This window comes from Pedobacter sp. AC163 (genome assembly GCF_979258665.1).
Window position 1 is genome coordinate 316,062 of sequence record NZ_OZ409872.1, and the last position, 23,102, is coordinate 339,163.

The 23,102-nt window shown below is 36.7% G+C and carries 19 protein-coding genes and 1 riboswitch; of the genes, 8 read left to right on the plus strand and 11 right to left on the minus strand.

Annotation, left to right across the window (positions count from 1 at the left end; all coding sequences use genetic code 11):
* Window positions 1-103: 103 nt before the first annotated feature.
* Window positions 104-598 (minus strand): lipocalin family protein, encoded by a 495-nt coding sequence (locus tag ACZZZK_RS01460; protein WP_056849072.1) that lies wholly within the window; start codon window positions 596-598, stop codon window positions 104-106.
* 122 nt (window positions 599-720) lie between these two features.
* Here ACZZZK_RS01460 and ACZZZK_RS01465 point away from each other — a divergent pair, with 122 nt between their 5' ends.
* Window positions 721-1,836 carry a trans-sulfuration enzyme family protein gene (locus tag ACZZZK_RS01465; protein ID WP_463482513.1) on the plus strand — a complete coding sequence of 372 codons (1,116 nt, stop codon included), beginning with the start codon at window positions 721-723 and terminating at the stop codon, window positions 1,834-1,836.
* Between the two features lie 244 nt (window positions 1,837-2,080).
* Here the strand turns inward: ACZZZK_RS01465 and ACZZZK_RS01470 are convergent, their stop codons facing one another.
* Window positions 2,081-3,088 carry a hypothetical protein gene (locus ACZZZK_RS01470; RefSeq protein WP_463482514.1) on the minus strand — a complete coding sequence of 336 codons (1,008 nt, stop codon included), beginning with the start codon at window positions 3,086-3,088 and terminating at the stop codon, window positions 2,081-2,083.
* Between the two features lie 192 nt (window positions 3,089-3,280).
* Window positions 3,281-3,391: riboswitch (SAM riboswitch) on the plus strand.
* Window positions 3,392-3,682: 291 nt separating this feature from the next.
* Here ACZZZK_RS01470 and ACZZZK_RS01475 point away from each other — a divergent pair.
* The 3 genes from ACZZZK_RS01475 to ACZZZK_RS01485 all read left to right on the plus strand — a co-directional run bounded on the left by ACZZZK_RS01475 (window position 3,683) and on the right by ACZZZK_RS01485 (window position 7,616).
* Window positions 3,683-5,014, plus strand: a complete 1,332-nt coding sequence (locus tag ACZZZK_RS01475) for an O-acetylhomoserine aminocarboxypropyltransferase/cysteine synthase family protein (protein WP_463482515.1) — start codon at window positions 3,683-3,685, stop codon at window positions 5,012-5,014.
* Window positions 5,015-5,074: 60 nt separating this feature from the next.
* The gene (locus ACZZZK_RS01480) at window positions 5,075-6,157 is read left to right on the plus strand and encodes a homoserine O-acetyltransferase family protein (RefSeq protein ID WP_463482516.1); all 1,083 of its coding nucleotides are present in this window, start codon (window positions 5,075-5,077) and stop codon (window positions 6,155-6,157) included.
* Window positions 6,158-6,371: 214 nt separating this feature from the next.
* Window positions 6,372-7,616 (plus strand): homoserine dehydrogenase, encoded by a 1,245-nt coding sequence (locus ACZZZK_RS01485; RefSeq protein ID WP_463482517.1) that lies wholly within the window; start codon window positions 6,372-6,374, stop codon window positions 7,614-7,616.
* A 74-nt stretch (window positions 7,617-7,690) separates the two neighbouring features.
* Here ACZZZK_RS01485 and ACZZZK_RS01490 read toward each other — a convergent pair whose 3' ends face one another.
* Window positions 7,691-8,146, minus strand: a complete 456-nt coding sequence (locus ACZZZK_RS01490; RefSeq protein WP_463482518.1) for a hypothetical protein — start codon at window positions 8,144-8,146, stop codon at window positions 7,691-7,693.
* A 16-nt stretch (window positions 8,147-8,162) separates the two neighbouring features.
* Window positions 8,163-8,933, minus strand: coding sequence for a queuosine precursor transporter (locus tag ACZZZK_RS01495; protein WP_463482519.1), 771 nt, complete (start codon window positions 8,931-8,933; stop codon window positions 8,163-8,165).
* A gap of 145 nt (window positions 8,934-9,078) precedes the next feature.
* Between ACZZZK_RS01495 and ACZZZK_RS01500 the strand changes: the two genes are divergently transcribed.
* Window positions 9,079-10,305, plus strand: coding sequence for a multidrug effflux MFS transporter (locus ACZZZK_RS01500; protein WP_463482520.1), 1,227 nt, complete (start codon window positions 9,079-9,081; stop codon window positions 10,303-10,305).
* A gap of 11 nt (window positions 10,306-10,316) precedes the next feature.
* On the opposite strand, the gene ACZZZK_RS01505 is transcribed toward ACZZZK_RS01500, so the two are convergent.
* From ACZZZK_RS01505 to ACZZZK_RS01515, 3 genes are all read right to left on the minus strand, one after another.
* A complete protein-coding gene (locus ACZZZK_RS01505) occupies window positions 10,317-12,743 on the minus strand; it encodes a TonB-dependent receptor (RefSeq protein WP_463482521.1) in 2,427 nt (808 codons plus the stop codon).
* Window positions 12,744-12,914: 171 nt separating this feature from the next.
* Window positions 12,915-13,586, minus strand: a complete 672-nt coding sequence (gene rpe / locus ACZZZK_RS01510; RefSeq protein WP_463482522.1) for a ribulose-phosphate 3-epimerase — start codon at window positions 13,584-13,586, stop codon at window positions 12,915-12,917.
* Window positions 13,587-13,776: 190 nt separating this feature from the next.
* Window positions 13,777-14,373, minus strand: a complete 597-nt coding sequence (locus ACZZZK_RS01515; RefSeq protein WP_463482523.1) for a hypothetical protein — start codon at window positions 14,371-14,373, stop codon at window positions 13,777-13,779.
* Window positions 14,374-14,452: 79 nt separating this feature from the next.
* Here ACZZZK_RS01515 and ACZZZK_RS01520 point away from each other — a divergent pair, with 79 nt between their 5' ends.
* Window positions 14,453-15,076, plus strand: a complete 624-nt coding sequence (locus tag ACZZZK_RS01520; protein ID WP_463482524.1) for a toxin-antitoxin system YwqK family antitoxin — start codon at window positions 14,453-14,455, stop codon at window positions 15,074-15,076.
* 289 nt (window positions 15,077-15,365) lie between these two features.
* Here ACZZZK_RS01520 and pnp read toward each other — a convergent pair whose 3' ends face one another.
* From pnp to ACZZZK_RS01535, 3 genes are all read right to left on the minus strand, one after another.
* Window positions 15,366-17,501 carry a polyribonucleotide nucleotidyltransferase gene (gene pnp, locus ACZZZK_RS01525; RefSeq protein ID WP_463482525.1) on the minus strand — a complete coding sequence of 712 codons (2,136 nt, stop codon included), beginning with the start codon at window positions 17,499-17,501 and terminating at the stop codon, window positions 15,366-15,368.
* 175 nt (window positions 17,502-17,676) lie between these two features.
* Entirely contained in the window at window positions 17,677-17,961 is a 285-nt protein-coding gene (gene rpsO / locus ACZZZK_RS01530; protein WP_025146265.1) for a 30S ribosomal protein S15, read from the minus strand.
* Between the two features lie 346 nt (window positions 17,962-18,307).
* Window positions 18,308-18,700, minus strand: a complete 393-nt coding sequence (locus tag ACZZZK_RS01535) for a hypothetical protein (protein WP_463482526.1) — start codon at window positions 18,698-18,700, stop codon at window positions 18,308-18,310.
* 459 nt (window positions 18,701-19,159) lie between these two features.
* Here ACZZZK_RS01535 and ACZZZK_RS01540 point away from each other — a divergent pair, with 459 nt between their 5' ends.
* Both ACZZZK_RS01540 and ACZZZK_RS01545 read left to right on the plus strand, forming a co-directional pair.
* On the plus strand, window positions 19,160-19,579 hold the full coding sequence (locus ACZZZK_RS01540; protein WP_463482527.1) for an acyl-CoA thioesterase: 420 nt from the start codon (window positions 19,160-19,162) through the stop codon (window positions 19,577-19,579).
* A gap of 511 nt (window positions 19,580-20,090) precedes the next feature.
* A complete protein-coding gene (locus ACZZZK_RS01545) occupies window positions 20,091-21,515 on the plus strand; it encodes an MATE family efflux transporter (RefSeq protein ID WP_463482528.1) in 1,425 nt (474 codons plus the stop codon).
* 100 nt (window positions 21,516-21,615) lie between these two features.
* Here the strand turns inward: ACZZZK_RS01545 and ACZZZK_RS01550 are convergent, their stop codons facing one another.
* The gene (locus ACZZZK_RS01550) at window positions 21,616-22,920 is read right to left on the minus strand and encodes a sugar MFS transporter (protein WP_463482529.1); all 1,305 of its coding nucleotides are present in this window, start codon (window positions 22,918-22,920) and stop codon (window positions 21,616-21,618) included.
* Window positions 22,921-23,102 lie beyond the last annotated feature (182 nt).

The window sequence follows — 23,102 nt, forward strand, 5'->3', positions numbered from 1 at the left end:
AATCTGTGCATCTGCAGCAAAAAAACCTAAACCTAAATCTGTGGCTAAACAAAAAAAGCACATCTCTTCAGAAGTGCTTTCATTATTAATCCTTATGTTCTTTTTAATTTACTGCCGGCGAGAAAGTCAACACGATATTTGCCGTTTTGCCCCCAAATTCAATCGGAGATTTCATTACCATATTGCCTTTTGAAAGTTGTGTTAATACCAGGCGATATCCTTCTGTAACGTTTTTAGCTTTATCACCTTCATAGATTTTCTTAAATTGAAAAGTTTCTTCTGATGGGGTAGCCGACCAAAAAATAGTTTGCATTACCTCGCCACAAGTGCTTGATGCTGGTAAAGTGTATGATCCGTTTCCGCTATTGGTTAATTTCCAAGTACTTCCCTGGAAGCATTTGTAAGATTTTTCTCCAAATAAACCTTGAACAGCTTGATCTGGCAAGCCCTCTAAGGCCACGTTGTTTAACACCCAAGTTCCGGTAACTGTACCTCTACCGCCACTAATACCTGTTGCAGCGTTTTTAGTTGATGAACAACTTTGTAACATTACTAAAGTAGAACATGCTATTGCGATAGCTATAAATAATCTTTTCATTTTAGTTTAATTTAATTTCGGGAAACTGTTTACATAAATCTTGCCAAAACAATTTCGAACCTTAAATTAGCAGCAAATTATTAATTTGCAATGCGATTATATTGCAGCACAATCAAATCATTATGAAACCCGAAACCCTTGCTATTCACGCATCTAATCTTGTTAAAAACACTACCGGAGATGTTACCCCGCCAATAAACTTATCGACAACTTTTTTTCGCGATGAGAATGGAGGCTACCCCGGAGGGCACATGTATAGCCGCGTGAGCAACCCAAACAGGTCTGCTTTAGAAAACACTGTAGCTAAATTAGAATATGGGGCAGATGCAGCAGCTTTCGCTTCAGGAAATAATTGTGGAATGAGTTTGTTCCAGGCATTAAAACCTGGTAGCCATATTATCGCTCCTGATGATATGTATTGGGGGATAAAAAAGCAGCTTCTCACCATATTTAACGAAGTTTTAGAATTCGATTTTGTTGATCAAACTGATTTGGAATTAATTAAATCGAGTATAAAACCAAATACCAAATTAATTTGGATAGAAACCCCATCAAACCCATTACTAAAAATTACGGATATTGAAGAAATCGGGAAAATTGCAAAGCAGAACAACATTACCTTTGCTTGCGACAGTACCTTCGCCTCTCCTATTCTACAGAATCCAATTTTGTTAGGCGCTGACATTGTAATGCATAGCAGTACTAAATATTTGGGTGGCCACAGCGATGTTTTAGGTGGAATCTTGGTCACTGCCAAAAAAGATGAGCTTTGGGAAAAAATAAAAAATATACAACAAACCGGTGGAGCGGTTCCTTCTCCGTTTGATTGTTATCTACTCTGTAGAAGTATAAAAACCCTGGCTTACCGCATGAAGGGCCATTGCGAAAACGGCAAATTAGTTGCGCAATATCTGGTTAACCATCCAAAAGTAGAGGCTGTATTCTTCCCCGGATTAGAAACGCATCCTCAATATGAGATTGCTAAAAAACAGATGAAGGATTTTGGTGGAATGATGTCGTTCTTAGTTAAAGGTGATGTAGAAGAAACGAGCAGAGTGGTTAATAATGTAAAGCTGTTTGCGCAAGCAACCAGCTTAGGAGGCGTGGAAAGTTTAATTGAACACCGTTATTCAGTTGAGGGGCCAGACAGTAAAACCCCAAAAAATCTTTTAAGAATTTCCGTGGGCTTGGAGCACGTGGATGATATTATTGCTGATTTAGAACAAGCACTTGGGTAACTTAGCCCGTCATTGCGAGGCACGAAGCAATCTTAAAACTATGAGTTTTAACAAATGAAATAAGATTGCTAACGGTGTTTCAAATAGCAACCTAGTAGTCACTTGCTGGCAAAACTCTGTTTTTAAATCGCAGCCTATGGGTGGCAAACTATTTAACTTTACCCCTTCATTTTTCCCATAGGGCCTACAGCAAAAAGCGGGATTGCAAATCCATAAGAATTACAATCCCGCTCATATTCAAAATCTATTTAGGATTACAAACCGTTACCAATTTCGTAGAATAATTTGGTTCTAATGGCTCGTTTGTTTGCGCCAACCGCTGAGAACCAGTATTTGCAGGACAAGCAATATCGCCGGCAGCATCATAAACAATCTTATTTCCATTCGCCAACAACTCCTTCGGTACATAAACCTGAACTTTAGTAACCGAATAACCAGACGGAAAATAGCGAACGTAATAACCGTCAGGGTGTTTTGTCCAAATACCACTTGGCACATCGGCCCTTGGTGGCGCCATACCTGCAATAATGGCGTATTTTTCCATATCGGCATAGGTATAGTTGCCAGAAGAAACCAGTTGACGGATATTGTTTTCAGCCTCGAAAACAGCTTTAATCCCTGAGGGAAGCTGATCTTTAGCTTTTTCCATTACATCGAAAGGTAAAATACCTAAGGCACCGCCTTCCAGTTGGGTTAACTGTTTCGGTGTTAAAAGTTTCAATGCTGTTAGCTTTACTGTACCTGCATAATCAGCAAATTTTGTTCTGGCAATAATCGTCCAAAGCAAAATTTGAATATCATGCTGTTCCACCTCTGGATGTTTTTCTGCGCTCTTTAAAATGGCAACCACAATCTCTTCTTTCGGACCTAAAACAGGAGCAAACATGTAGCCATCCCCTTTCGAAGGTGCAAAAGTTCCGGCTTTTAAACAGTAGCTCTTATTTGTCATTTCATAAAATCCCTCGCACAAAACGAAACCTCCATCAGGGTTTTTAGGCAGTAAATATAGCGGCTGAAATTTTGCCTTAGCATTAAAATCAGGCATTTTTTCACCCTCGCGGTTTACATCTTCAAATGCTGTAGTAATGGCAGCGGGTTGCTTTAAAAATTTATCAACACCAAGAGCTTTAGCACCTTGTGCCGTTCCAACTTTTAATAGTTTGTCTTTTAATCCCCCGAATTGTGCCTGAGCTGTTAATCCTGATATTGCAATTAGCAGTACTAAGGAAGTAGATTTTATTTTTTTCATCATGATTAGATAGGTATGACAAACATAAAATTTTTAAGGTTAAGTTTATTTTATGATTTCAAATTAAAATTACGAATTTGATTCACAAGCACTTAACAAATTATCAGAATTTAATTTTGTTGTTTCGAAATTAAATTAGATATTTGAAATATTATTTGGTGAACAACTGAATAAAAGTCAATCTTTAATCGGATTGATTTATAAAGAAGTGGCGAGAGACTGGCTCCGTGACCCACTGGCAACCCTCAGAAAGAGAAGGTGCCAATTCCTGACCAAGTAACATGGTGTTATTTGGAGATATAAATTATAACTGATGAAAATACTAAATCTTCAATCGCAAAGCGAACCTCAGCTAAACCTCAATCAGGTAGAGAACTCTTCTATTTCATTGATTTGTTGTGATATGCGGGCGATTACTTGTATGTGCTGTTGCATACAGTAATTTAAAAATCTTCCTCCTTTGTTTCTTTTTCAAATTGGAAGGTCCCGATAGATCGGGATACGCCCTACAAAATTATCTTGATTTATGGTGATAAATTTTATAACCATAAGCTTGAAATCAATCTTCAACATTCATTTAATCAATCATTTAGAATTATGTCAACTTCATATAAATTTGAAACACTACAGTTACACGCTGGCCAGGAAATAGACCCAACCACAGGATCAAGAGCAGTTCCAATTTATCAAACTACCTCTTATGGATTTAAAAATGCCGAACATGGCGCTAATCTTTTCGCTTTAAAAGAATTTGGCAATATCTATACTCGTTTAATGAACCCAACGACTGATGTTTTTGAAAAAAGAATTGCGGCGTTGGAAGGTGGAGTTGCAGCGTTAGCAACAGCATCTGGTCAGGCGGCACAGTTTATTGCATTACATAATATTTTAGAAGCGGGAGATAGCATTGTTTCCTCAACACATATTTACGGAGGAACTTACAATCAATTTAAGGTGGCTTTCAAACGCCTGGGCATCCATGTAGATTTTGCAAATCCAGATGTGCCTGAAGAATTTGAGCAAAAGATAACAGAGAAAACAAAAGCGATCTACTTAGAAACCATTGGAAATCCGGCTTTCAGCATTCCTGATTTTGAGAAGATCGCAGCAATTGCGAAGAAATACGATCTTCCTTTCATCGTGGATAATACTTTTGGTGCTGGAGGTTATTTATTTAAACCTTTGGAACATGGCGCTAACATCGTAGTAGAATCTGCAACAAAATGGATTGGCGGACATGGAACCAGCATTGGAGGCGTAATTGTTGATGGTGGAAATTATAATTGGGGCAATGGAAAATTTCCGCAGTTCACCGAGCCATCAGAAGGTTATCATGGATTGGTTTTTAATGATGTTTTCGGCATCGGCGGCCCATTTGGTAACATTCAATTCATCATTCGTGCTCGAGTTGAGGGTTTAAGAGATTTGGGTCCTGCCCTTTCGCCTTTCAATTCATTCCTTTTATTGCAAGGTTTAGAAACGTTATCTCTTCGCGTACAACGCCATGTAGATAATGCTTTGGAGTTGGCCACCTGGTTAGAAAATCATCCGCTTGTTAAAGAAGTTCATTATCCAGGTTTAGCAAGCAGCAAATACAATAATCTGGCAAAAAAATATTTGAGCAATGGTTTCGGTGGTGTTTTATCTTTCGAATTAAATGGCACCAAGGAAAATGCAACCCAAGTTATAGATCAGTTAAAACTGGTTTCTCATTTAGCAAATGTCGGCGATGCTAAAACGCTGATTATTCAGCCTTCGGCAACCACACATCAACAATTAAGTGAAACGGAACAATTAGCTGCAGGTGTAAAACCAAATGCGTTAAGGGTTTCAGTTGGTATTGAGCATATCGATGACATTAAAGCAGATTTTGAGCAGGCTTTTGCTACTATCAGCGCTCACGCAACTGCTGAAAGTTTACAAGCCTAATACTATCCATCCCTCGAAAGGGTTGCAACAAAACATGTTTAAAAATTTACAGTCAATAATATGACCGATAGAAGTTCAAAGACCTCTTCAGAGGTTGGGGTGTATAATTATCCCAAACAGTTTAAGTTAGAAAGTGGCAAGAAAATTCGAAACTTGCAAATCGCTTTTCAAACTTATGGAAAATTAAATGCCAAAAAAGATAACGTAATTTGGGTTTGCCATGCTTTAACCGCAAATGACGATGTTTTTGAGTGGTGGGAAGGTCTGTTTGGGCAAAATGCTTTGTTTAATCCGGAAGAACATTATATCATTTGTGCGAATGTTTTGGGTTCGAACTACGGAACAACCAATCCTTTAAGTACCAATCCTGTAAACGGTTTACCTTATTATCTATCATTCCCACAATTTACTATCCGCGATTTTGTATCTGCTCACCAACTATTGGCCGATCATTTAGGCATTGGAAACATCAAATTATTAATTGGCGGTTCATTAGGAGGTCAGCAGGCAGTAGAATGGGGAATAATTGAGCCGAACAGAATTGAGAATCTTATTTTGGTTGCTACAAATGCTGTTCATTCTCCGTGGGGAATTGCTTTTAATGAAAGCCAGCGTTTGGCGATTACCACCGATAGAACTTTTTACGCTAACCAGCCAGATGGCGGTAGTAAGGGACTTAAAACCGCTCGTAGTATAGCGCTTTTGAGCTACAGAACTTACCATGCTTATGGCAATACGCAGGTAGAAAGCGTAAACGATAAAACGGATAATTTCAGGGCTTCATCATACCAAAATTATCAGGGAGAGAAATTGATAAACCGCTTCAATGCTTATAGTTACTATTATTTAACTAAAGCAATGGATAGCCACAACGTTGGTCGCAACCGTAAATCAATTGCCGAGGCTTTGAAGCTAATTAAAGCAAATACGCTAGTTATAGGAATTGAAAATGACTTCCTGTTTCCAATTTCGGAGCAGAAATTTTTAGCTGATCATATTAACGATGCGGAATTTGCCTCCATTCATTCTGAATATGGTCATGATGGTTTCTTGATCGAAACTAATGCATTAACAAACATCATCGGAAATTTCATTAAGGAAAGCAGAAACAAAAAAATTATCAAGTTGCAGCATACTGCCTAATCAGGCAGAAGCATGAACGGTGGAAGGTTTAAAATAAAAACCCAAGGTTAAAAACATAGAAATAATTAATCAGTCACGGAAAACTAGGGTACCTAATTCAGTGTAAATCCGTGTTTCCGTGGCAAATAAAAAATAGCAAAAACAAATGGTAGCGAAAGCCTTTTTGAGCATCTACTCTTGATACTTTTTCCGCTACTCGATACTATAAAACAACATGAGCAAAAATTTAAAAATCGGATTATTTGGTTTCGGAGTTGTAGGACAAGGTTTATTGGACATCATCCAAAGCCAGAACCTTAACCTTGAAATCATTAAAATAGCGATTAAAGACCCAAGAAAGAAACGTACCCTTAATAAAGATCTATTTACAACGGATAAAAACGAGATTCTGAATAATTCCGAAATCAATACGATTGTAGAGTTGATAAATGATGCTGATGCGGCTTACGAAATTGTAACTACGGCATTGAAGAATGGTAAAAACGTAGTTTCAGCAAATAAAAAGATGATTGCTACGCACTTGAAAGAGTTAGTAGATCTACAACAGCAACATGGCACATCGCTACTTTACGAAGGTGCAGTTTGCGGAAGTATTCCAATCATCAGAAACCTGGAAGAATATTATGATAATGAACTTTTCCATGCCCTGAGCGGAATTTTTAATGGTTCGTCGAATTATATTTTATCGAAAATTTTTAACGAAAATCAGAGTTATGATTCGGCACTAAAAGAAGCGCAAGACTTAGGTTTTGCAGAAACTGACCCAATTTTGGACGTTGGTGGATACGACCCAAAATACAAATTAGCTATCGCAACGGCGCATGCTTATGGCTTGTTCGTAAACCCTGATGCGATATTGAACATTGGTATTCAAAACCTGTCTCATTACGACATTAAATATGCTCGTGAAAAAAACTTCAAAATTAAACTGGTTCCAACAGCTAGAAAAGTAAACACAAAGGATATTGTAACCTATGTATTGCCAAAATTGGTAGCAAAAGATGATTTCTTATACAATGTAGAGAATGAATACAATGCGGTAACGGTTCAGGCGGCTTTTGCTGATAAGCAATTTTTCTTTGGCAAAGGTGCAGGTGGCCACCCAACAGGCGCTGCTGTACTTTCTGATATTGCTGCCTTACGTTATGATTATCGTTATGAGTACAAAAAATATCACTCAGAAAATGGTGTAAAACACACTGAAGATATTTTATTGGAGATCTATTTGCGTTATGCTGATGAAGATTTAATCAGTTTACTGGAGTTCGATAACATTAGCGAGCGTTATTCAGCCAGTGAGTACAAATACGTAATCGGTACGGTGAAATTGGGAAATTTGATTAGTAATCGTGATCTTCTACTAGATAAGAATGTTTTTGTCGCCTATACGGGTAGGCAGATTTACAAACAGGAGCAGGTTGCTGCAAATGTCTTCGCGGAAGAACTAGCGTCGATATAAGAATTTTTTAAGGTTAATTTTTTTATTTGTTTTGTTGTTAAGTACAAAGGTCGGAGCGATTCCGACCTTTTGCGTTATTTATTTTCTTTGATATATTTTTCGATAATTACCCGATCAACACCTTCTTTTTCAACTTTCTCCACTCCTGTTTGAGTAAGCGTATCATTTACTACAGTAATTTTGAAAGCAAATTTTTGGCCTTCCCAATTTTTGTTTTTATAGTATTGAAGATGCTCGGTGTAAGCGTTTCCATTTAGCGTATAACTTCCCCCACCAGCATCAAAACCTAAACTATCTTTAGGATTTGTAGAATGCTTTAAAAAGGCAAAATGTGTATCATTTATAACCTTAATCATTTCAAAATTCATTGGATAGTCGCTGGTTTTTCCAGTGTGTTTATCAATAATTTTTCCTGATATCAATTTCCAAGTGCCTCTAATATCATTTGGTTTAGCTTCCGCTCCACCTGGTTTTTCCTTACAGGCATATAAAAATGTTAAGGCAGCTACTATTATAAATATCTTTTTCATATTTTATTAAATGAAGCTATCCCCTTCCTGCCATTTCAGTTAGTTTTTTTGCTAAATCTTTCCCTAAATAACCATCAATTATAGCATGAACGATATAGAGAATAGGTGTCATTAAAATAGCAACAAGGAATTTGTAAGTATAATTTACTAAACCAATGGCAGCAACCATTTGCCAGCTATAATGATATTGAGGGTTTAAATAAAATGCGATGAAAATTACTACGAAACTATCAATCAGTTGAGAAACCAAAGTTGAACCAGTAGCTCGTAACCATAACGACTTCTCTCCGGTTATCTTTTTTATCCGATGGAATATTAAAACATCGGCGAGCTGCCCCACAATAAAAGCAATGATAGAACCCACGATAATCCACATGCCTTGGCCAAAAATACCAGCGAAGGCGTTATTCATATTCAAATCTTCACCGTTTATATTTTGATGAACCCAAAAATCGGCTGCGCTTAAATGCATAGAGCCCCAAACCACTAAAAACGCAAAAGCTATCAAAATGGAAGTTAAAATAGATAGAAACCGCACTTGTTTTACCCCAAAATATTCGTTTATGATATCGGTCATGATAAAAATGATTGGCCAGGTAAGCACTCCCGCCGACATTACAAACGAAAGATTAGGCACACCAAATAAGTTAATATCAAACTTCTTGAAACCCAATGTTTCTTCAACACTAAATAATTTTACACCGATAAATTCTGATAATATTGCATTCGCCACAAAAAAACTCCCCAGAACGAGAAGTAAGCGGCTTTCTTTAGTTTTAAAAGTCATAGCGTATAAATCTAAAGATAAATCGAATGAGATTTAGTTTTTAAGCTGTAATTTTTTCCAAGACTTTTACACTCATTCGACCTTAAAAATAGGTTTGCAAAAATAATCTACCAATCTTTGCGACTTCAAAAAAATCGGAATATTCATGGATAAGAAACAGCACTTTTATCTTATATTAATTTTGGGCTCCTTGGCGGCGCTTGGCCCTTTCTCAATTGACATGTACTTGCCAGGTTTTGTTGATATTGCTAAAGATTTAAAAAGCACCGAATCTACAGTTGCATTATCGCTATCTAGTTTCTTTATCGGAATTTCTGCAGGCCAGCTACTGTATGGCCCGTTGTTAGATAAATACGGAAGAAAAAAACCGCTGTTTTTTGGATTGGCTTTGTATATCGTGTCCTCATTTTTATGCTTAGCCGTTACAGATGTAAATCAATTAATTGTTTTGCGTTTTGTACAAGCTATTGGCAGTTGCGCTACGGCAGTAGCTTCAGTAGCAATGGTTCGCGATTTATTTTCTGTTGAAGAAAGTCCGAAAGTGTTTGCATCGCTGATGCTAGTGATCGCCGTTTCACCGATGCTTGCCCCAACTGCTGGCGGCTATTTGATATCCGCATTAGGTTGGAAATATGTTTTCGTATTTTTAGGCTTTATGGCTATAATAATATTGCTGGCCTCCATTTTCAAACTTCCCGAAAGCTATAAACCTGACCCCAATTATTCCTTAAAGCCGAAACCCATTTTAAAAAGTTTCTTAACGGTTTTAAAAGAGCCGCAATTTTCCACTTATGCACTTATCAGCTCAATTACATTTTCAGGCCTATTTGCTTATGTATCATCATCGCCACAGGTTTTCATGAAGATTTACGCCGTTAGCAAAACTGGTTATGGGTGGATCTTTGCACTGCTTTCTGTAGCCTTCATTGGTTCGAGCCAACTAAACAGTTTATGTTTACGATGGTTAACGAGCAAAAAAATTGTTACGATAGCGCTTTTAGCTCAATGCGTATTCAGTTTAATATTTTTGATTTTTGCTTTAAACGATTGGTTAAATTTATATTCAACCATTGGTTTTATCGCTTTATTCCTATGTTGCTTGGGCTTTATCAATCCAAATGCAGCAGCTTTATCATTAGCTCCATTCAGCAAAAATGCTGGGAGTGCATCTGCACTTATGGGTGCTTTGCAAATGGGTCTTGGTGCACTAGCTTCTGTAATGGTGAGTTTATTTAGTGAGCACTCGGTTATTCCTATGCCTTTAGTGATGACCGCTGCAGCATTTATCGCTTTAGTATGCCTATTGATCGGAAAACGATTTATTAAAACTGAAATCGAGGCCTCGGAAAATGCAGCAGTTGTTGCGCATTAGCGCTTTCCAAACTATGGATTGTTTTTCAATTTCACGATCAACTTCAGATTAAACTGTCTGCCGGTTAAATAATTTGGAATTGCATACTGCACGTTATCCACATCTTTTAGCCACAGGTACGATACGGTATTATCGATATTCAACATATTAAAAACCTCGAAAAACAGCATTACAGAGCTAAAGTTTTTATCCAGAAACTTTGGCTTATGAAGCGCCGCATCATCAAGAAAATCTTTGGAGAAACCAATATCAACCCGCTTGTAAGATGGAACATAAAACTTATCCAAATATCGTGGCGTTTGTGATGGACCAATTGGCAAACGAGAACCATATAAGGCATTTAAGTGTACCTTGTAAGTTGGACTATTTAACAACTTATCCTGAAAGAAGATAGAAAAATTCAATCTTTGGTCGGTTGGGCGTTTTAAATAACCTGGATAAATGGTTTCGCCATTTTGAATATAGCTATCGCCGATAAGATCTTCATTGGCATGCATAACCGACATACGGAAATAAGAAACCAAATCTTTTACAAACTCGCCCCCAATACTAAAATCGGCGCCATATGCATAACCTCGTGAAACTTCGTTTGCCAAGTATTTAATCCGAAGATTATCAATTTTGTATGGAATTAATCTATCAGAATATTTGAAATATGCTTCAGAAGTGAACTTTAAACGCGTTCCAAAAGCATCAAAGGCATAATCATAACCTACAGATGTGTTATAAGAACTTTGTGCCTTTTGGTTGATATTCAGCTTCCCTGTAAAATCACGAATGGTTCGGTACGACGGCGGCTGCTTATAAACTCCAGCAGTAAACCTTAAAATTTTATTATTTGAGTTGGGGCGATAAGCAATCAACAACCTCGGACTAATTAACAGTTGTTTACTTAATGAATTATAGGTTGCACGGGCACCAAGCTGCAGTTCTGCATAATTTGAAAGCGAGTAACTATCTTGAATATAAGCACTATAATTTTTAATATCGATGTTATTTTCTACGTTGATGACATTTTGTAATTCGATGTTTTTTGAATGATTAGGCAAAATATATCCAGCAGAATCAGTGTAGTTATATTCATTCAAGCGATCATCATATTTAGATTTGTCAAACTTCAATCCCCAGGAGAAAACGTGATTGTCGAAATTTTGATCCACTTTAATTTCTGATGCAAAAACCTGGGTATTCAAACTATTTCGGCCATAATTGTAATAACTTCCTATTCCTTTGTTTTTAGTAACTGGACCGAAATTTTCTACAGGAAAAGTATTGTCTACCTCATCAAAAATATAACTCCCATCTATATCAAATCGTTCCCTTTCTATGGTATTGAAGTAGCTATTTATAAACTTAATTACCAAATTGGGTTTGGGAGAATAACTTGCCGTAACTGCTGATCCTAAAGTCTGGTAGTCATCAATTTCTTGCCCGGTATAATCAACATCCAGGCGAAGTGTGGTATTTAACGTTCCGAATTGTGTTTCGCGATTGGTAGGCTCCAGTTTAAACTGCCCCAAATTCAAATTCCCCAAAACATTTATGTTAAATTTTGAGGAGAAATCGTACTGGTACATCAACTGTGCATCTGCAAAATTAGGATTATAACTCCCCTTTTCATCTTGTTTAATAAGCACACTTGAATTGTTTTTATACCGTAAACCTGCCAGCAAAAAACTACGCTTAAAAATCCGCTTTGCTGTTAAAGAAGTGTTCAAAAGACTTGTACTTAAAATGGTTTGGTTACTATCAGGCTTATCGTATCTAATATCCAAAACAGACGAAAGTTTATCGCCATATTTTGCCTCAAAACCACCTGCTGAAAATTTTGCTTTGCTAACCAGTTCGGAATTTATAAAACTAAGTCCCTCCTGTTGACCGTTGCGAATTAAAACGGGTCGGTTTATTTCAACATCATTAATATAAATGAGATTTTCATCGAAATTTCCACCTCTAACACTGTATTGCGCACTTAATTCATTGTTTGTTGAAACACCAGGTAGGGTTTTAAGCATGGTTTCGAAGTTTCCGGAAACCAAAGGCATGGAGGCAATATCTGCAATATTAATTGTGGTGGTATTACTGAGCTGATTTTGTTTATTCGTGATGTTTACTTGTTCTAACTCATTAATATTGGCAATTAGCTTTACCTGTTGAGTAATTCTAGCGCCCGAACGTTCGTTAAACTTTAAAGTTTGTGGCCGGTATCCAAGCAAGGAATATTTGATACTAAAGCTTCGTGATTTTGAATAGATGGTATAAACACCAAATTCATCGGTTACAGTTGATTGCCCCTGCCCTAAAACGATAACGGTAACTTGCGACAGTGGCAACTTTTCTTCGTTGTAAACTATCCCCGAAATCCTAACCTGCGGCTGAGCAATAGCTAAACTGCAACCAGCAATAAAAAGGAATAAGAGCAGCCGAAATTTGAGCATTGGTTAGCGTAGAGATTTGGTTAATTTTTACCACAGATGCAGACAGAATTTTGTTGCCACGAAACACAGATTGACACGGAATTAAACTTTCAGTGATTTCGGTGTTTCTGTGCTGGATTATTTGTTTTTACATCTTTATCTGCGTTCATCCTTTTTATATGTGGTTAAAATTTAAATACTGATACCAGTGGTTGTTAAACTTTTCATTTTAGAAATCATTTCAGCTGGGTTTTCATCCGCAAAAATGGCGTTTCCAGCAACAAAAGCATTAGCACCAGCCACTACTAATGATGCCAGATTGGATAATCCTACACCACCATCAACTTCTATAATCAATTCGTCATTTACGCCTTGAATTAAACGCTTTAAATCTTGAATTTTCTTATAAGTATTGTGGATAAATGCCTGTCCGCCAAAACCTGGGTTTACCGACATGATCAAAACCAAATCCAGGTCTTCAATTACATCTTGCAATAAAGTAACTGGTGTATGTGGATTTAAAGCAACGCCAGCTTTACATCCTGATGATTTTATGAGCTGAATGGTTCTATGCAAATGGGTGCAGGCCTCGTAATGAACGGTAATTCTATCTGCACCAGCTTTCGCAAATTCAGGAATAAATTTGTCAGGCTCCACAATCATTAAATGCACATCCAGAGATTTTGTTGCATGTTTTTTAACAGCTGCCATCACGGGGAAGCCAAAAGAAATATTGGGCACAAAAACACCATCCATTACATCAACATGAAACCAATCGGCTTCACTTTGGTTAATCATTTCAATATCTCGTTGTAAATTACCAAAATCGGCAGAAAGTATGGATGGAGCAATGATGTATTTCATTTATTTTATTTTGTTGCCATTGCAAGGTACGAAGCAATCTCAATTCCACCTATAAAGAGTAAAAAGGATCGCTTCGTACCTCGCAATGACGAATTAGTTAAAAAATATTAGCAACAATGCAAGTTACAAAATCATTTTAAACTTAATTATATGTCAACAAAAAACCCTTTCTACTGAAAGGGTTTAATTACTATTTTAATTTAATTTCAAGCGATTGCCCATCCCTGGTAATTTCCAAAAACTTTTCAATTCTATCAGTATAATTATTGGTATAACTCTGATATTCGTAATAATCTGTTCGTCCACCATAATTATTATAGCCACTGCCACGATAAACTGGCGTTGAGCCCGACTTAGAGTAACCTGCGATACATTGAAGAAAATATTTACCAGGCTTCATTTTATCAAATTTAAATCTTCCATATTCATCTGTTTGAATGGTAATTCGCCAACGAAAAGCATCTTCAGACATATAAACACTCGTTTTCTTATTTTCTTCTTTCTTTCTTAACCGATACCATTCTTCGAAATACGGTGTTACCGGAAATAACGTGACCTGAACATTTGCAGCTTGAATTTTCGGCGCTAGTGGTCCTCTATAACCGAGCGAAGTCTTTGGCCCGGTAATGGCAACTCCTTCAATACTCGATGTTCCTAAGGCCAACATACTTTTAGCTTGCAATGAATCAAAAGGAACCTGCGGATAATACGCAGTCTTCTGTGCATTCGATTGTATGAAAGTAGTACTGAAAACTAGGGATAGAATAAAAATTTTTAGTTTTTTCATAAGCGAAATATAGAATTTGTTTTTTGAAAATGTATTTATATTATTACATAATTAAACTTTTTTGAAATAAAAATCAATAATGATGAATAAATACTTGTACACAATCTTGTTAATTTTCACTTCTAACCTTGTCTTTGCCCAAAAAGAAAAGCCTTGTGGAATGAAAGACGGATTACAAGAAGGAACTTGTAAAGAGTTTTTCGGCAATGGAAAAGTGAGTTCTATACTTAACTGGAAAAAAGGGAAAAGAGAAGGAACTGCTAGTTATTTCTATGAAAATGGTCAAGTAAAATCAACTGGAAATTTTACTAAAGACAAGCGGAATGGCGAGTGGAAGTACTTTTATGAAAATGGAATTTTGGAAGCAGATGAATTTTACGTTTTTAGAGATTTTGCAGAATTAAAAGAAGGTACTTTTAAAAAGTTTTTTAAGGATGGTAAAGTAAGCGAAACCTGTGCTTACGTAGATGATAAATTAGAAGGAAACTTTACCTCTTATTTCAGCAATGGAGGTGTATCGCAACAAGGTGCTTACAGCAAAGATAAACAAGTTGGGGACTGGAAAAGCTTTTTTGAAAGCGGTAAGCCTAAGTGCGAATCTACTTATGTAAACGGAAACAAAGAGGGGGCGAGAATTTGTAAAGATGAGAAGGGAAAAGTTGTAAGTGAAGAGATTTACAAAAATGGAGTTAAAATAAAATAGTTGATCGCAGCTCAGATTTCATCACATACTCACCTACGTTATATTTTTTGAATTATTTTCTCCCCAAGATGGTCGTTACGTTAATTTTATCTCATAATCCTAATAGCAAGAAAAAATGCTGAAACAAACAGCATGAAGGTGAAGTTATAACTTCAAGTAAATCATGCTTTTCATTCGCAAAAAAGCCCTTTCAGTTTTACGCTGAAAGGGCTAATTAGTTGTAGTCACTCTGAATTTATTTCAAAGCCTGTTTTTACAGATGCTGAATAAATTCAGCATGATAGTATGGCTAAGCTTGTGGCGCAGCTGGTTTTTCTGGTCTAGGTAATAAAACTTTACGAGAAAGTTTCATTTTACCTTGTTTATCGATGTCTAGCAATTTAACTTCGATTTTATCGCCTTCTTTTAATACACCGTCCATAGTTTCTAAACGTTCCCATGAAATTTCAGAGATGTGTAATAAACCATCTTTACCTGGCATAACCTCAACAAATGCACCGAATGGCATAATTGATTTTACTTTACCTTGGTAAACTTCACCAATTTCTGGCTTAGCTACGATGTTACGGATACGGGTTACAGCAGCATCAATTGCAGCTTTATTATCAGCAAAAATTTCTACGATACCTTTACCTTCAACTTCTTCGATAGAAATTGAAGCACCGGTTTCGCGTTGCATTTCTTGAATAATTTTACCTCCAGGGCCGATAATTGCACCAATAAATTCTTTCTCGATAGTGATAGAAACGATACGTGGAGCATGTGGCTTCATGTCTTCATTAGGCTGAGCAATCGTTTTCTTCATCTCGTTTAAGATATGTAAACGACCTTCTTTAGCTTGTAATAAAGCTTTAGTTAATACTTCGTATGATAAACCATTGATTTTTAAATCCATCTGACAAGCAACGATACCATTTTCAGTACCCGTTACTTTAAAATCCATATCGCCTAAGTGATCTTCATCACCTAAAATATCAGAAAGGATTGCATATTTACCAGTCTTCTCATCAGTAATCAAACCCATTGCGATACCAGAAACCGGCGATTTGATTTTAATACCTGCATCCATAAGTGCCAATGTACCAGCACAGACAGTTGCCATTGATGATGAACCGTTAGATTCTAAAATATCAGAAACAATACGGATAGTATATGGATTAGCTTCACCTTGAGGTAAAACTTTTTTCAAAGAACGTTGTGCTAAAGCACCGTGACCAATTTCGCGGCGACCAGCACCTCTGTTTGGTCTAACCTCTCCAGTTGAGAAACCAGGGAAATTATAGTGCAACAAGAATTTTTGGTAACCGTTAAAGAAAGCACCATCAATCATTTGCTCATCATCTTTGCTACCTAAAGTAACTGATGTTAACGATTGAGTTTCGCCACGTGTAAATACAGCTGAACCGTGAGCAGCAGGTAAATAACCAACTTCACTCCAAATTGGACGAATTTCAGTAGTCTTACGGCCGTCTAAACGAATACCCTCATCTAACAAAAGATTTCTAATTGCATCATACTGAACATCATGGTAATAATGTTTAGCCATTGCTTTAGTTAAATCTGCTGTATCTTCTGGCATTGCCTCGAAAAATTCATTAATGATTGCAGTGAAACCAACTTTACGCTCATCTTTGTTCGAACCAGATTTCGCAACTGCGTAAACTTTATCGTAAGTATCAGCATAAACTTTAGCTTTCAAATCAGCATCATGGTCTTCATGGCTATATTCGCGTTTTACCGTTTTACCAGTAGCCTCAGTTAATTCAACCTGAATCGCACATTGAACTTTAATTGCATCATGTGCAAATTTTAAAGCCTCAACCATTTCATCTTCCTGAATTTCATCACATTCGCCTTCAACCATTCCGATATCGTTAGCCGAACCAGCAACCATAAATTCTAAAGTTGCACGCTCTAAATCGCTAGCATATGGATTGATTACCAATTTGCCATCAATTTTTGCCACACGTACTTCAGAAATAGGACCGTTGAAAGGAATATCAGAAACTGATAAAGCTGCAGATGCTGCTAAACCAGCTAAACAATCTGGCATTATATTTTTATCAGCAGAAATTAATGAGATCATCACCTGAGTATCAGAGTGATAATCAGAAGGGAACATTGGGCGCAAAGCTCTGTCAACCAAACGAGAAATTAAAACCTCGTAGTCAGATAACCTTGCCTCGCGGCGTAAAAAACCTCCAGGAATACGACCAGTAGCCGCATATTTCTCTTGATAATCAACCGATAAAGGTAAAAAATCAGTACCTGGTTTAGCACCAACAGTAGATACAACAGTTGCTAACAACATTGTATCGCCCATTTTAACTACCACCGAACCATCAGCTTGCTTAGCCAATTTCCCTGTTTCGATTTCTACAATTCTGCCATCGCCCAAATCGAACGATTTTTTTATTACATTCATTTAAATAGAATTATGGTGTGTTTTCCTCTTTCTACACACCGTTGTTTATATATGTTTTTGTTTTTGCAAACGAAGATAAGATTAAAACACTTATCTATAATAAATCCCGTTAAATATTTAACAGGAAACGTAAAAAGCCATTCTCTAAAGAATGGCTTTCGTTGATAAAATTCGCTTATTTTTGTTTGATGATATCACGAAGCGATAAAGCTTTAATGATAGCACGGTAGCGCTCAATATCTTTTTTGTATAGGTAAGCCAAAATACCGCGGCGTTTACCTACCAATTTTTGAAGTGACAACTGAGTAGAGAAATCTTTACGATTTTTCTTTAAGTGTTCTGTTAAGTGCGCAATACGGTATGTAAATAACGCTACTTGACCTTCTGCAGAACCAGTGTTGGTTTCTACTTCGCCGTGTTGTTTAAAGATTTCGGCTTTCTTTTCTGGACTTAAATACATTTCTTGAATAATATTAAAGCAATAAAAATTAATTAATTGTTCCAAAAAGCATTTCTTTGGAATGTGGCAAAGATAAAGCTATTTTTGATTATTAGCAAGAGTAATCAGCAGATAGTTAAACGGCTCGTTTACTGGGTTTAGAATTCGGAAAGCACATTGTAGTTTTAATCGGTTGCTGCACTCCCGCCCTCGCTGCAATCTTTTTGCCTACAGTACCCCTTTTGTCGTCTTTGTGAGGAGGAACGTCGAAGCAATCTCATTCAGCAAGTGTTGCAAAAAGTATTTTCGCTAAGTCGGGTTTAGGGAACTTAAGGCTGTGCAATGAACTTAATTTTAAACTATAGTTTTACATTTCAGTTGTGACGTAAATGCTGGAACCACCAAGGACGTTTCTTCTCCAAATACCCTGACTGCTACTTCTTAAAAAACTATCTGAAGCACCCAACTTTGCACCAAATACAACAAAATTTTGTGCACTAGGCAAATACTCAAAAGCTACTACAAAATCTTCATCAATATAAATAGACTCATCTTTTAAATCTAGACTAAACCAACCTTTACTAACCTTAGCATTTCTTATAATACTTTTTTCAATCAGCCTATTTCCAGGTAAGCCATTTTCGAAAGCATAGAAATTTAAGCGAATATTTACCTCCTTTGAAGATTCTGAGATAACATATATATTAGCATTAAGTATTCTCGCAGGTTTTTTGAGATGTATTAATCTCGCCTGCTCCATTATATCAGTTTTTTGATAACTCTTTGTAGGTATAGAAAGCATCGGTGTTCTGCCAGTTATTCCAAGCTTATATTGCTTTAACTTTTTATTAGTTATTTTAACTTCAGAAAGTGAAATAATTTTTTCTTCAAGAATAATATCTACACTAGTTTTATTCTTAAGTGAACTAATAAGATAACTCTTATCTTTAAATCCAATGCTGGAAAAAGTAAGAGAATCATTAAGTAGTGAATCTGGAATTAAAATACTGAATCTCCAGCTAACTTATTAAGTTTAACCAATTCAAGAAATCTGTCTTCTGACGAAAGAGATAAAAATTTAACTTCACGATTTTTTTTCGATTTCTTCCCTAGCAACATCCAAATGATATATCTTCAATCGACCCATAATTTAAAATTACACAAAAACTTAAAATGCATCTAATATTAAAAACCCTATTTTTGCACAAAACAATTACCCTTGGAAAAGAATCAATTTAGCATTTTCGAAAGCGAGCTACGTGTACGTCCCGATGATATAGACATGTTTAATCATGTGCACAACAGCAAATACCTGGATTATGTATTGGCCGCCCGTTATGAGCAAATGGAAAAATTCTATAATATGCCTTGGGAACATTTCACCAAGCAAGGTTTAGGTTGGGTGGTGAGCCATGTGGATATTAATTTCAAACGTCCGCTTTTGATGAACGACCTGATGTTAATACGAACAGGCATTTTAACCATGCATGATAAAGGTTGTTCTGTTCAGTTTGAAATCATCAACAAAAAAACGGGCAAAGTTGCTTCTGACGGGATCTTTGATTATGTGTTAATTGATTTAAACACCAGCCGCGGAACAAAAGTTACTGAGGAAATGATAAAGGCCTATAGTATATAAAGTGATTTTCAGTTTTTATGTAATTCCATAGATTTTAGCCACCTCGGTTCGTGTCATCACGAAATGGGAACGGCAACTTTAAAATTGCTGTCATTTTGAGGCACGAAGAATCCGCAACCTAGTTGTTCTGTCTTAAAATATTGCACTCACATTTTTCGTAGGTAAATTGGCGGTTGTATTTCATCGCTTGGAGATTCTTCACTGCGTTCAGAATGACAAACCTATAGTCATGTTGCATTTATACAGCATATGAATAAATGTTGAAATAAAATTCCGTGATTTCTGTGTTTCCGTGGCAAATAGATTAATCAATACCCTAAAAATCAGTCATCAAAAATTGACAATTCAAAAATTTATTTATATTTGAGCTATCAAAAAGAACAGAACCATGATAGTATCTGCAATCCGTTTTAGGTTTTAAATAACCGAGGATTCCCTCCCATTTCAATTTAAGATTTGTGCAGCTAGCTGCCTATCTTTTGGTTTATTCATCATAATTTACTTTATATATATGTCACAGTCAGTAAAGACACAGGGCAAACTATCATCTTTTTTTGATGTACTTGTACAATCATTAAAAGGCCACGAAGTTGATTTAACTTCAATCAGTATAAAACGAGCAATAATTCTATTAGCCATTCCAATGATGCTGGAAATGGCCATGGAATCAGTTTTTGCTTTAGTCGATTTATATTTCGTAGGTCACTTAGAAAACAGCAGTCACGCCATACAAACTGTAGGCTTAACCGAGTCGGTTTTAACCATTATTTATTCATTAGCCATTGGTTTAAGTATGGCTGCAACCGCCGTTGTAGCCAGAAGAATTGGCGAGAAAAACCCAGAAGCAGCGGCGAAAGCTGGTATGCAAACTATTGTGATAGCAGTAGCAATTAATATTTTAATCAGCATTGCTGGATTAATTTATGCCCGAGATATCCTTCTATTAATGGGCGCTTCAATAGAAACTGCAAACCACGGAACCACTTTCGTACGCATTATGATGGGCGGAAGTGTTATCATTGTTTTATTATTTTTAATCAACGGAATTTTTCGTGGTGCTGGAAACGCAGCAATTGCGATGCGAAGTTTATGGATTGCAAACATTGCAAATATCATCCTCTGCCCTATTTTTATCAATGGATTCGGACCAGTTCCTGCATTTGGGTTAACAGGAGCAGCAATTGCAACAACAATCGGACGTGGATTGGGCGTTTGTTACCAGATTTACAATTTATTCAACGGAAAAAATGCTTTAAAGATCCGGATCAGTCAATTTCTTCCCGACTTAGAGCAGATCAAAGCCATTGTCAAAATTGCTGCTCCAGCCATCTTTCAATTTGTAATAGCGAGTTGCAGCTGGGTATTTCTAGCAGAATTGGTAGCAACCACTGGTGGCGATGAAGGTTCAGCAGGCTATCAGACAGCATTACGATTAATGATGTTTTTCATGCTTCCAGCCTGGGGATTAAGTAACGCTGCTGCAACTTTGGTTGGACAGAATTTGGGTGCCGGACATATTGATAGAGCGGAAAAATCTGTTTTCCAAACGTTAAAATACATCATCATTTTCATGGCTGTGGTAAGTGTTATATTTTTAACCTGTGGCCATTTATTTGCTTCCTTCTTTACATCCGATGTAAAAGTGATTGAAATTGCAAGTCGTGCTTTGAAAATATTAAGTATTGGTTTTGTTATTTATGGAGCTGCGATGGTATTTAGCAGTGCTTTTAATGGCGCAGGCGATACCTGGACGCCAACCAAAATCAACATATTCGCTTTCTGGCTGTTCCAGATCCCTTTGGCTTACTTTCTGGCTAAGTATTTAGAAATGGGTCCAACTGGCGTTTTCATTGCCATTCCAACGGCTGAAGCAGGAATCGCTGTAGCGGCTTTCATCCTATTCAAGAAAGGTAAATGGAAGAAAACGATGGTGTAAGTGTCTTGAAACTTCAAACATTTACATCGTTTGAGAAAAACGCAAAACATTAAAGTTTACGAAGACTTACCTGGCCAACAGATGCTTGGCCAGGTAAGTCTTACTTATATTTAAACCCCACCTTGTGACCTTTAATCGCAAAGTATATAATGTACAGATATGCCGGAAGCATAGCAAATAAAAATGCGTGTTGAAAGTCGATATGCAACTTGTCTTTTAAAAAGCCATAAACTAAAGGCCAAATTGCACCACCAGCAATTCCCATAATCATAATGGCCGATCCCGTCTTGGTAAACTTACCTAACCCCTTAATTCCCAACGGAAAAATAGCTGGCCACATTAGAGAATTTGCCAATCCTAATAAAGCAACGGAATAATAAGAAACATATCCAGTTGTAAAAACCGAAATAATAGTTAATAGCACACCCGAAAGCGCACAAATTCTCAATGCCATTTGCTGTGATACAAACCGAGGAATAGTAGCAATTCCTAGTACGTAACCCACAAGCATACATATTAAAGTAAAAGAAGTTGAGAAACGCAGCAAATCGGCGTCGATATGTAATTCACGACCGTAGGTATTTATTATATCGCCGGCCATAACTTCTACTGCTACGCAACTGAATATGGCCAAAGCGCCTAAAAATAAATGTGGATATTGGAAAATACTTGTTTTAGCAACAACCGGAGTTAGCGACTCATCATTTACTAAAACCTCCTCATCGTCTTCAGCATTAATTTCAGGCAAATGCACAAATTTAATAAGAATTGCAAAGAGCACAAATACCACCGCCAATACAATGTAAGGGGTATGAACCCGATGTAGAAGTTCATCTAAAATTGCATTCTTGGCATTTATATCTATAGTTGTTTCTAATTTTGCGGTAACCTCCTTTGCATTGTCTAGAAATAAAATACCGAAAATAATGGGTACCATAACACCAGCGCCCTTGTTACATAAACCTGCAATTGATATACGAGCTGCCGCACTATCGATGGGGCCAATAATACTTAAATAAGGGTTTACAGCAGTTTGTAAGAGTGCCATAGCAGACCCCTGAACAAATATTCCTGCTAAAAACAGACTAAAACTTCTATTATCGGCAGCCGGGATAAATATTAAAGAACCAACTCCCAAAATTACCATACCCAATACCAATCCATTTTTAAAGCCTATCTTTTTTAAAATCCATGAACTTGGTAATGCTAAGAAGAAGTAAGCGATGTAGGATGCAAATGTGACAAAGAATGCCTGTAAATCAGTTTTTAGGTTGAGTGCTAATTTCAAAAAAGGGATTAAAGTTCCATTAGCCCAGGTTACAAAGCCAAAAATAAAAAACAGGGCACAACAAATTATCATGGGTAATAGTGCCGTTTTCTTTTGCGGTTTAGAGGGGTTGATCATTTTTTATAGTTGTTAAAGTTGGTTTGTTTAGTTAATAGGACCAAACTAAGCAATTTAACTATAACTTTTCAACTCAAACGTTTGCGTGATTTTCAGCATCAATTCCGTTGGGTGTCTCTGTTCTAACTGTTAGATAACCCTTTATGTCAATTAAACCAATAAATTCCGATGGTTGACAACCA